The sequence below is a fragment of the Sulfitobacter indolifex genome (assembly GCF_022788655.1).
Classification (GTDB): domain Bacteria; phylum Pseudomonadota; class Alphaproteobacteria; order Rhodobacterales; family Rhodobacteraceae; genus Sulfitobacter; species Sulfitobacter indolifex.
In genome coordinates, this window is the sequence record NZ_CP084953.1 from 296930 (window position 1) to 307297 (window position 10368).

Consider the following 10368-nt stretch of genomic DNA (forward strand, 5'->3'; position numbering starts at 1 on the left):
GGCGCAAAAAGCCTGCCCATTTGGGCGTAAATCAAGCTATAATCCGGGCATGTCCAACTTGCCGCCCATCGATATATCTGCCATCCCCGAGAGCCAGCGTGAAGCTGTCTTGGCGGTGCTGCGCGAGAACAAATCGCTGAAGCAAGAGACGACCGGGCTGCAAACCAAAACATCTGAGCTGGAAGTTTTGGTTAAGCGTCTGGAGCACCTTATTGCCGAACTCAAGAACGCCACACATGGCAAGCGCTCGGAGAAGTTAAGCGAGGATGAGCGTCAGCTGGCTTTTGAAGACCTTGAGGTGGCCGTCGCCGAAGTTGAGACTCAGCAAGCTGAGCAGACCTTCTCAGAGGCACGGCCTCGCAAAGCTGCCCGGCGTAACCGTGGCAATCTTCCCGCGGACCTTCCACGGGTTGAACGGGTGGTCGAGCCTCAGAGTTTGAACTGCCCCTGCGGATGTGGCGAGATGCACCGTATAGGCGAAGACCGCACCGAGCGGCTGGATATCATTCCAGCGCAGCTGCGTGTCATCGTCACCGTTCGCCCCAAATATGCTTGCCGTTCCTGCGCTGAAGGTATCACGCAGGCCCCGGCTCCTGCGTATCTGATCGAAGGCGGGTTGCCGACTGAGGGTGCCATCGCACATGTGCTGGTCAGCAAATTCTCAGACCACCTGCCGTTGTATCGCCAAAGCCAAATCCTTGCCCGCTCCGGCGTCGATATCCACCGTAGCACTTTGGCCGATTGGGTCGGCACAGCGGCTTTCCATCTTGGCCCTGTCGTGGACCGCTTGGCTGATCATCTAAAGAAGTCCGGCAAGCTATTTATGGATGAGACAACGGCCCCCGTCCTGGACCCAGGTCGAGGCCGCACGAAGACCGGATACCTTTGGGCACTGGCGCGCGACGACCGAGGATGGGGTGGAGATGATCCACCAGGCGTTGTCTTCACCTATGCCCCGGGTCGTGCGGGGCAGAATGCAGAACAGATCTTGCAGGGCTTTGACGGCACTCTGCAACTGGACGGCTATGCTGGCTACAATCGGCTGACGCGCCCGTCGCGGAAAAGCGGCGCGCCGATCTCCGTCGCGTATTGTTGGGCACACGCGCGTCGCAAGCTGAAAGAAGTCTTTGATCGAGACGGCTCAGAGATCGCCGCAGAAGGGCTGCGTCGGATCGCGGAGTTCTACCGCATTGAAAGCGAGATCCGTGGGATGGGTCCCGGTCAGCGCCTCTCGGCACGCCAGACCCGCACGGCGCCATTGATTGCAGAGTTCGGCGAGTGGCTTCAGAACCAACGGCGCCGGATCTCCTCGAAGTCCCGCCTCGGCGAGAAGTTGACCTATATCCATCGGCAATGGAGCACGACGGCCGGGTCGAGATCGACTCCAATGCAGTCGAGAACCTGATCCGCCCAATTGCATTGACGCGAAAGAATGCGCTTTTTGCCGGTCACGACGAAGGTGGCCACGCGTAGGGCCGCATCGCATCTCTCATCGCGACCGCGAAGGTCAATGATGTCGAACCGTTCGCATACCTCAAAGCGACCCTTGAAGCGATTGCGTCAGGTCATCCTGCCAATCGCATCGACGACCTTCTTCCTTGGAATTTCCAGCCGTCAAGCTGATCCCAAGTGCTGGCCAGACACCGCTTACACCAGTCCTACCACCCCCGGGGGGGAATCTGTTACCATTCGTCCATGGATACTGATGATGTACTCAAGGTGATCGAGCCGCGGTTCGGGTCGGCGCAGCTTGCCTGTGCATGGTATCAATCAGAGCCCTTGCCCGGGTTTGGCGGCCGCACCGCAATTCAGCTTGTCGAAGAGGACAGGACGCCTGAGGTTTTGGAATATCTCGATGCGGTTGATGCAGGTGTCTACGCGTGATGACTGCTCAAGCTCTGATCGCGATCTTGGGCATATTGGGTAGCATCGCTGCGCTCTATCTTGCGAAGAGGGCGCACGATCGCTCCTTTCGGCCGACCGAGCCCGACGAGGATCTGGTAAAACGCTTTGTCGAGAGTGCCCCCGTGTACCGCCTCAAAAACATCACGTCAGCAGAAAACTTTGAGGACGTCACAAGAAATCATCGAACACTAAGGTCCCGCGACGCCCCAACCGTCTACGAGCGATTGAGGACGATGTATGTGTACCAAGCTCAACAAAAAGGGTGGTACTTGGGTGAGGGCAGCGTGGATTACAGGGTCGCTAAACGCATGTTAGAAGATGGATGGGTCGAAGCGGATGTTGCCAGAGCGACACACGAGCGCAGTCCGAATATCGAAGATCGATACCGCGATCCTCATAAATACGCAGAGCGAACTGCTAAAAATGCACGGGGCGAACTCTTGCGCAAAGACAAAAATTTTCGAAGATGGCTAGGCGGCTGACGAGGCTATGGGAGAGGCCACTTCTAATGCCGGATCCCGTCAAGTCAAACATGACAGCGTAGCCGGAATACCGGGTGCTGAAGCGGCAATCGCGATGAGAAAGGCAGGATGCTGGTCCCTGTTCTTGCCGCCCTATAGTCCCGACCCTAACCCTATCGAAATGGCGTTCTTCAGCCGCGATAGAAAGTGAAACCTGACTCTGGTTTGGCGCAGCTGCTTCGACATGAGCACAAAGCTCCAACTTTTCGGCCCGAATGGCCGGGTATCTTCTGAGCTATTGGAGGGCATCCCGCCCTGCTTTTCTGGTAGCTTCAGAGTCGACAGTCAATCTCTTTGAAAGAAACTCCATTTGTCCATCCTTGATGGAATACTAACAGACTTTCACCGAATCAGGTGGCGATCTCTTTAAAAATAAATCATTGCGTCGCTTATGAGTGGACAACAGCACGATAAACTAAAGAACCTTCTTGAGGCTGTCCCCACGGGGTTCCTCGTGGACTCCGCTTGGCTTGAGCAACACGGGATAGGCCGGCGTTCCTCCTACGCCTATGTCCAACGCGGCTGGCTAGAACGCATTGGCCGCGGGGTCTTCCGCCGCCCCGCACCAAACAGCGCCACCACGAACATACTCGACTGGAAGACCTGCCTGCTCTCGCTCCAGCAAATCATGCACTACCCTGTCCATATCGGCGGGGCGACGGCATTGGGCCTGCAAGGCTATGCGCACTATCTCTCACTCGGCAACAAAAGCACGGTCTGGCTCTACGGCTCAAAAATCCCCAACTGGCTCGAAAAACTACCGCTCAACGCCGAACTCCGCACCCGCAGCGTATCGCTGTTCTCCGATCCAGAGTTGGGTGTCGATAACGCGCAAAATAATCTCAACGAGACTGCATCGTCCCTGCCATGGGACTGGAAACTGGTGATGTCCTCGCCAGAACGCGCGATCCTCGAAGCGCTAGACGAGTTGCCGGATCAAGAAAGCTTTCACAACATCGACATGGCGTTCGAAAGCCTGACGACGTTGCGCCCGAGAACCCTGTCGGCGCTGCTCAGCAGTTGCAAGAAGATCAAGGTCAAACGCCTGTTCTTCGTGTTCGCCGACCGCCATGACCATGCCTGGCGCAAGCAACTCGATCCGGAAGAATTCGACCTCGGTAGCGGCGATCGCGCATTGGTCAAAGGCGGCAAGATACATCCGCGCTACAGGATTATGGTGCCCGAAGAGTTTGTAAGTAAGGAACGTGGCCATGGCGCGTGAAGACTATGCCGCCCAAGTGGCCCTGCTCGTGCGCATGCTCCCGTATGTTGCCAATGAAAAGATATTCGCGCTCAAGGGCGGGACGGCCATTAACCTCTTCTACCGCGACCTTCCGCGCCTCTCGGTCGATATCGATTTGACCTATCTGCCTGTCAAAGACCGCGCCGAAAGCCTCGCCGAGATCAACGACGCGATGGACCGGATTGCCGCCGCCATCGAAAGCGGCATCACCGGTGCCAAATCGCAGCGCATTGCTGGCGGCGGCGGCGGCGGCACAGGTGCGCTCACACGCCTCGGCACAGCCGAAATCAAAATCGAAACCTCCCCCGTTACCCGCGGCGTCGTGCATGATCCGGAACAACGCGAAGTCTCGGAAGCCGTCGAAGAAGAGTTCGGATATGCGACGATGAACGTCGTTTCCTTCGAATTTGTTCGGCGGGAAACTACATGCGGCTGTTGATCGCCAGCACCCGCGAGATCTCTACGACGTCAAGCTGCTCTACGAAAATGAAGGGTTCACCGACGAGTTGTTCCGCACTTTTCTGATCTACATCGCGAGTTCCCCACGCCCGCCGCACGAACTGCTGAACCCAAACCTGATCAATCTGAATCAGCCCTATGCGCGGGAATTCGAGGGCATGACAAAGGAAGCAGTCAATCTTACGGAATTGATCGCAACGCGCGACCGTCTAATCGGGGACATCCAATCCCGCATGTATGAAGACGCGAAGAGGTTTCTGAGAACCCTGCATGAAGGCGACCCCGACTTCGTCGCGATCGACCGCCCTCAAGCGGCCGAGCTTCTGGCGGTCAGATGGAAGCTAATCAACGTGAACAAGCTGAAAGCAGATAACCCCAAGAAGCATACCGCCCAAGGGGAAGAGCTAGAGAAACTCCTCGGCTGAAGATGGATCAGAGATGGCTGATTTCGAGAACAATCCCGATTATGAGGAATGCCGGTCACGTTTTTGATGTGCTTGGCTACCGGAATCTGCTGCGAACGCGAAGCGGTGCCCAGGTCAGGGGATCTGCTTTCGTTGTTTCGCCGGCTGTCCAGAGGCGATGCCAAGCTGGCACGCCGGGCAGACTAGTAAGTATAGTTAGCGAAGCCGATACCGAAATCGTTTCCGATGCGATCGTCAGGAGAAGGTCGATTGAAACGCAGTATCAGATTGGCCCTCTCGTCAGGAAAATCCTCGATCTGTTGCACATTCAGATCGAATGCATCGCGAATGGACTGTTGGTGCGGCGCACAATGGCGATGAGAGTGTCCGATCACCGAGTGGAATGCAGCGCTTCGCTACTATGCAGCCCGCAACCCTTAATCGTTTCTCCCCACCACCCGCCGACGTTTCGCTTTCACCATCCGCGACCATCGGCTGGAAGCATCCGACGCTTGGAAATCAGCGGCAACTGCCGCTGATGAACGACCGACATGCCAATTTGCAGACTCAGCGGTTTAACGTGACGGCCGGCACTCACGATCGGCAATCCATATCGGCAATTTCTTTAACTTTCCTCGTATTAACATGTATACTGAAAGGAAATTCATGAGGGGAAGATCGGCAAAAATGTTGGAAACACCTGGCAGAATCGAACCGTGCTTCTTCGAGGAGCACATTCCCGCTGAGCTAGCCGACCTTACGGTCGATCTCCAGAGAGAAGCTGCGCAGCTGGGACAAGGGTTGCACCCGGACAGCGCGGCGGAACTTGCGGACCTCGTGCGCATAATGAACTGCTACTACTCAAACTTGATCGAAGGTCACAACACACGCCCCCGAGACATTGAACGCGCGCTCGCCGGCGCCGAACTCGAAGAGGAGGCCCGCCCGCTTGCCCTGGAAGCGCGGGCTCATGTCATTGTTCAGCGAGCAATCGACGGCATGCATCGCGCTGGCACCCTGCCTTGTCCCACGTCCGTTGAATTCCTTTCATGGGTGCACAAGGTTTTCTACGACGAAATGCCCGAGGAGTATCGGGTGATCGAACATCCCGATGGAACACGCGAACCGATCATTCCCGGGCACATGCGCCAACAGGGCGACAAGGAGGTAGCCGTTGGGCGCCACATGCCCCCTTCCTCGTCGCGTGTGGCAGCCTTCATGGATCACTTCGACAAGCGTTTTCAGGTCGCCGCACGGTCGTCGAGCGGGCGGATCATCGCGATCGCGTCAGCACATCACCGGTTGAATTATATCCATCCGTTCCCGGATGGAAACGGACGCGTCAGCCGCTTGATGTCACATGCCATGGCTTTCACGGCCGGAATTGGAGGCCAAGGTCTGTGGTCGGTGTCCCGTGGGCTTGCGCGCGGATTGGCGGATCACGGTGAATACAAGCGCATGATGGATCTCGCGGACAGCCCGCGACGTGGAGACCGCGACGGGCGCGGCAACCTTTCCGAAGCCGCTTTGAAAACGTTCTGCGCGTGGTTCCTCAAGGTCTCTTTCGATCAAATTGCGTTCTCCACAAAGCTGTTTGACCTCTCCGGGCTGGAAAAGCGCTACCGGCGCCTCGTGGAGGATACCATTGATGACAAGCGCGCACCTGACCTGATCGCGGCCGTGCTTCGACATGGGGCGCTTGAACGTGGCGAGGCGCAGATTGCCCTCAAGACGTCTGAGCGCACCGCGCGGAATACTCTTAGCAAACTTACGGCTGCGGGATACCTCGCCTCCGCTTCGCCGAAGACCCCGGTGAGAGTGGCGTTTCCATTGGACTATCGAGAACGGCTTTTCCCCAATCTTTTTGCCGAGGGAGACCTGCGGACATCCCCTGCCTAATCGCAAGAGACTCGCGTGTCCCCGCGTTCCAGCTATGTCAGCAAACGCATATTCAGCCAGATTGACCTTTGACTTTTTCGGCCGTCACTTTTTCTGAGAACTCTAAACTGTTCCCGCCCCGTCCTATACCCACCCGTTAAAAATAATACGCAATCGCACGCTTACGGGATCAAAACCGGCGAAGATGATTGTCAAACCACGTGGTACGCAAAGGTATCTGAGAAAAAATACTTTGTAGTAACTTTGCGCTTAAAGCTGTTTGCGATTGATCTTACTCAACTCTGGGGTGAATATACGCCGTTGTCGAGGTTTCAGACCCCGCTGCGGTCCCGGCGCCGCAATGCAATGGCGCCCATCCCAGGCTTCCTTAAATCTAATGAAATGCCTATTAAGACCTTCACGAATATTCCGCACAGGGGTCTCGAACCCACCGTGCTTTCTCCAAATTACGCAACACCAAGCCCCGCGTCGTCGAGCTGCTCCTGATCGGGAAGATCGCGCAGGCTCTCCAGGCCGAAAGCGACAAGGAACTGCTCTGTGGTAACAAAGGTATAGGGCGCACCGCGACGGGGCGCCCTTGGCCCGGTCCCAATCAAGTTGTGCGCATGTAACCTTCCAATCAGGTCCCGGCTAATCTCTTTGCCGAAAATGTCCTTCAACCCATCGCGGGTGATTGGTTGCTGGTATGCGACGGCGGCGAGGACTGCGACGTCGAACGCATTCAGGTCCGTAAGCTGATCATCTATGTCCGCAGCAAGGCGGATCGCTGAGGCATAAGCGGCCCGCGTCCGAAACATCCACCCACCGGCAACTTGGGCAATTTCAAACGACCGCTCTTCGAGCTCTACGGAAAGGTCCTCGACCAGCAGGTCGACCGACGCCCCCTGCCCCACCACCCGTGCCAAATCATCCCGTCCAACAGGCGACGCACTGGCGAACAGCACCGCCTCGATCCGGCGCATCCACTCGCGCCAGCGCAGCTCGGGCGGCAGGTCGGCAAGCTCGCGGTCGAGCTCTGACGCGGGGCGATCTTTTGCCATACCTAAACCCCGTAGAGCCGAAACGTCTCACGGCCGGACAATTCACGCACCCCACCGAGATCAATCAAACGATCACACAGCCGCCGCGCTGCCCGATCTGGCAAAGGCAACGCGGACGGGGTCACCGCGTCACGGGTTAAAAAAATCTCCACCGCCTCCTTTGCGGCCTTGGCCCGGAGTTTCGGGGCGACTGCTTTCAGATGCGCCGTCCGACGCGCAAGGTCGGCGGAGAGTTGCACGGCTTCAGCGGCCGATGAGGCGACTGCGCGATGACAGGCCAGTCGCAGGTCTTCCCCGCGCTTTACCAAGTCAGCACGGTTCAGGCCTTGGGCCAACAACGGCACAAGATAATCCCAGCCGAGCGCCTGCGCGAGGGCCGCATCCGCCAAGATAAGCGCCGACAGCTCTCCCCGCGGCGCATCGGTCAAGACCATCTCCAACGCCATGGCCGCGCGAGAGACCGGCGCCCCCTGCCCCGCATCGAGCCACATAGCGATCTGCTCCTGCTCAAGGGTAGGTATGGCGCGGCTCAACGCCCTAACTGACACCGGCCGCTCGACTGCGCGACGCCAAGCCAAATAGCCTCCCCCTGCCGGCCCCGGTAGATCGCCAGGGCGCAGCAGGTGAACCGCGTCCCGCAAGTCCCGGGCCCGCTCAGAACGGCCAGAAAACGCCGCACAGGCCTCAGCGGCACGCAGCGCGAAACGTTCCCGCAACAAAGCTCTGGGGACTTCGACTCGTGCCAACACTTGATGCAGGTGAGCAAGCGCCGCACCCGACAAAAACGCCACATCTTCAGGGGTTTCGACACGTCCGGAGGTGACCCAGGCAGGCATCCGGGGTAGCGTGACAAGGGACTCGATTAGATTGGCGCGGGCAAAGGTCATACGGGAAACATACAAAGAGACGGCTCTTTGTGCCAGCAAATAGCGACAAAACCGCCCCACCCTGCGGCACTTAGTTACGTCCAATAAGTTTACATTATCGGATGCAATGAGATATCCTTCAGCCATGGCAGAGAACAACGAAAATCCGCACCCATCAGCATCGAACAGGGCTCCCCCCGACAAGGAAAACGAGAATAAGGCGTCGCACAGCGACCCTCTGGCACTTCCCTCCGACGTGGCTGGCTCTGGGACGCTCAATCGCCTGATTGACACGGCGCGCCACTATGCCAATGCGTCGACCGCAGAGAACACAAACAAAGCTTACGCCGCAGACTGGAACCACTTTGCTCGCTGGTGCCGATTACGGGGCACGCCCCCCCTGCCCCCATCACCTGAGATGATCGGCCTTTACCTGACCGAACTGGCCGCTCCGATTGGAGCGACGCCTCCTCTAACTGTTTCCACAATCGAGCGTCGGTTGTCTGGCCTCGCCTGGAACTACGCGCAGCGCGGGTTCGCGCTGGACCGCAAAGATCGCCACATCGCCACAGTGTTAGCCGGAATCAAGCGAAAACACGCCCGCCCACCAACGCAAAAAGATGCTATCCTGCGCGATGACATTCTGGCGATGGTGGCCACCCTGACCTTCGATCTGCGTGGTCTGCGCGACCGAGCCATTCTGCTGATCGGCTACGCCGGTGGCCTGCGTCGGTCTGAGATCGTCAGCTTGGATGTTCACAAAGACGACACACCGGATTCAGGCGGTTGGATCGAGATCCTAGACGAGGGTGCCCTGCTCACGCTGGACGCCAAAACTGGCTGGCGTGAGGTTGAGATTGGTCGCGGTTCTAGCGACCAGACCTGCCCTGTTCACGCGCTGAAGCAGTGGCTGCATTTTGCGAAGATCAATTTTGGTCCGGTGTTCGTCCGCACGTCCCATGATGGCGCGAAGGCGCTTGAGGCACGACTCAATGATAAACACGTCGCCCGCCTGATCAAACGCACCGTGCTGGATGCTGGCATCCGGGCGGAACTACCCGAAAAAGAACGTTTGGCGCTGTTCTCAGGCCATTCTCTGCGTGCAGGTCTCGCAAGTTCAGCAGAGATTGACGAGCGTTATGTCCAAAAGCATCTTGGACACGGGAGCGCGGAAATGACCCGCCGATATCAACGCCGTCGCGACCGGTTCCGCGTGAATCTGACGCGCGCGGCGGGGTTGTAGAGCTCACACGGCGTGGTCATAGTGTTGGCTCTTTATGAGGGGGGTGAGCGATCGACATGTCGAACCTGATTGAACTATCGCACCTGAAATGCCCTCGTTTGCCAAGCTTTGTTATCGGTTAAGGTGTACTCAAGGCAGCTTCCGGCGATGTCAGGAGAATGGCGCGCAGCTTTGTACAACGCCAAGGTGGGATCAGTTCCATTGATAAGCCTCTTGGCACAAGGTTTTTAAGGCACTACCCTCTTCCAGCACGCTCGCAACAAGCGCCTCCTGGCAGCGAAGGTCACCGTGCCATAACCTGCGCCATCCGCGCTGCTCACTGTCTTTACCCGCCCATCTAGCGCCAGTTCAGGGCTGTTCCCGAGGCTCGTCCGTAGGGCGCACAAAGCCGTGATCCACGGCAAGCCCGCCTTAGCGGTCAAGCGTCACAAAGGCCCCTGCCCGCCTGAACTCCTCTTTGCCGAAGATCGACGGCCATGTTTCGAGTTGCTTTATTGTGACTTCGAACTCATTGAGACGAGCGTCGATCACTTCGGGAGAACTATCCTGCCTTTCTGAACGCCCAGTACTCAGCAAGCAGTTTGGCATGAACCGCGCCTTCATCATCCTTCATTGACAGCGGATTTCTGGTGCGCTGACCCAACCCGTTGCATTCACCAGCGGCATCCGAACTGTCCATAAGCTGAAATGCAGATTAGCAGCCCAATACAAACTACCCAGTCAGGCGGGTGCCCAACGCGAGCCTAAGGACTTACTTTTGCACAAACACGAGATTGTTGGGGGGAATC

Annotated in this window: 6 protein-coding genes and 5 pseudogenes; 9 read left to right on the forward strand and 2 right to left on the reverse strand. The window is 57.6% G+C overall.

Annotated elements, in window-relative coordinates; translation table 11 throughout:
• Window positions 1-49 precede the first annotated feature (49 nt).
• The 8 genes and pseudogenes from tnpC (at window position 50) to DSM14862_RS18825 (ending at window position 6431) form a co-directional block, all read left to right on the forward strand.
• Window positions 50-1623 (forward strand): annotated as a pseudogene (gene tnpC / locus DSM14862_RS18800) (IS66 family transposase).
• An 84-nt stretch (window positions 1624-1707) separates the two neighbouring features.
• A pseudogene (locus DSM14862_RS18805) lies at window positions 1708-1884 on the forward strand (MbcA/ParS/Xre antitoxin family protein); the annotation flags it as partial.
• Window positions 1884-2387 (forward strand): hypothetical protein, encoded by a 504-nt coding sequence (locus DSM14862_RS18810; protein WP_007121144.1) that lies wholly within the window; start codon window positions 1884-1886, stop codon window positions 2385-2387. The pseudogene DSM14862_RS18805 and the gene DSM14862_RS18810, both read left to right, overlap by 1 nt.
• A 70-nt stretch (window positions 2388-2457) precedes the next feature.
• A pseudogene (locus DSM14862_RS21960) lies at window positions 2458-2556 on the forward strand (IS630 family transposase); the annotation flags it as partial.
• A 261-nt stretch (window positions 2557-2817) separates the two neighbouring features.
• Complete coding sequence (locus tag DSM14862_RS18815; protein ID WP_007121143.1) at window positions 2818-3648, forward strand: type IV toxin-antitoxin system AbiEi family antitoxin domain-containing protein; 831 nt, start codon at window positions 2818-2820, stop codon at window positions 3646-3648.
• Window positions 3638-4553, forward strand: a pseudogene (locus DSM14862_RS18820) (nucleotidyl transferase AbiEii/AbiGii toxin family protein). Before DSM14862_RS18815 ends, DSM14862_RS18820 begins: the two are co-directional and overlap by 11 nt.
• A gap of 358 nt (window positions 4554-4911) precedes the next feature.
• A pseudogene (locus DSM14862_RS22035) lies at window positions 4912-5111 on the forward strand (hypothetical protein); the annotation flags it as partial.
• Between the two features lie 108 nt (window positions 5112-5219).
• Window positions 5220-6431: a Fic family protein gene (locus DSM14862_RS18825; RefSeq protein ID WP_007121140.1), complete on the forward strand. Its 1212-nt coding sequence runs from the start codon at window positions 5220-5222 to the stop codon at window positions 6429-6431.
• A 446-nt stretch (window positions 6432-6877) separates the two neighbouring features.
• Here DSM14862_RS18825 and scpB read toward each other — a convergent pair whose 3' ends face one another.
• Window positions 6878-7471 carry an SMC-Scp complex subunit ScpB gene (gene scpB / locus DSM14862_RS18830; protein WP_007121139.1) on the reverse strand — a complete coding sequence of 198 codons (594 nt, stop codon included), beginning with the start codon at window positions 7469-7471 and terminating at the stop codon, window positions 6878-6880.
• A 2-nt stretch (window positions 7472-7473) separates the two neighbouring features.
• Entirely contained in the window at window positions 7474-8358 is an 885-nt protein-coding gene (locus tag DSM14862_RS18835; RefSeq protein ID WP_007121138.1) for a DUF1403 family protein, read from the reverse strand.
• A 124-nt stretch (window positions 8359-8482) separates the two neighbouring features.
• Here DSM14862_RS18835 and DSM14862_RS18840 point away from each other — a divergent pair, with 124 nt between their 5' ends.
• Window positions 8483-9580: a tyrosine-type recombinase/integrase gene (locus tag DSM14862_RS18840; protein WP_007121137.1), complete on the forward strand. Its 1098-nt coding sequence runs from the start codon at window positions 8483-8485 to the stop codon at window positions 9578-9580.
• Window positions 9581-10368 lie beyond the last annotated feature (788 nt).

What these genes read in the sequence shown, in the direction of transcription:
- scpB (WP_007121139.1), bottom strand. Translation starts at nt 7,471, where the DNA reads ATGGCAAAAGATCGCCCCGCGTCAGAGCTCGACCGCGAGCTTGCCGAC.
- DSM14862_RS18810 (WP_007121144.1), top strand. Translation starts at nt 1,884, where the DNA reads ATGACTGCTCAAGCTCTGATCGCGATCTTGGGCATATTGGGTAGCATC.
- DSM14862_RS18835 (WP_007121138.1), bottom strand. Translation starts at nt 8,358, where the DNA reads ATGACCTTTGCCCGCGCCAATCTAATCGAGTCCCTTGTCACGCTACCC.
- DSM14862_RS18815 (WP_007121143.1), top strand. Translation starts at nt 2,818, where the DNA reads ATGAGTGGACAACAGCACGATAAACTAAAGAACCTTCTTGAGGCTGTC.
- DSM14862_RS18825 (WP_007121140.1), top strand. Translation starts at nt 5,220, where the DNA reads ATGTTGGAAACACCTGGCAGAATCGAACCGTGCTTCTTCGAGGAGCAC.
- DSM14862_RS18840 (WP_007121137.1), top strand. Translation starts at nt 8,483, where the DNA reads ATGGCAGAGAACAACGAAAATCCGCACCCATCAGCATCGAACAGGGCT.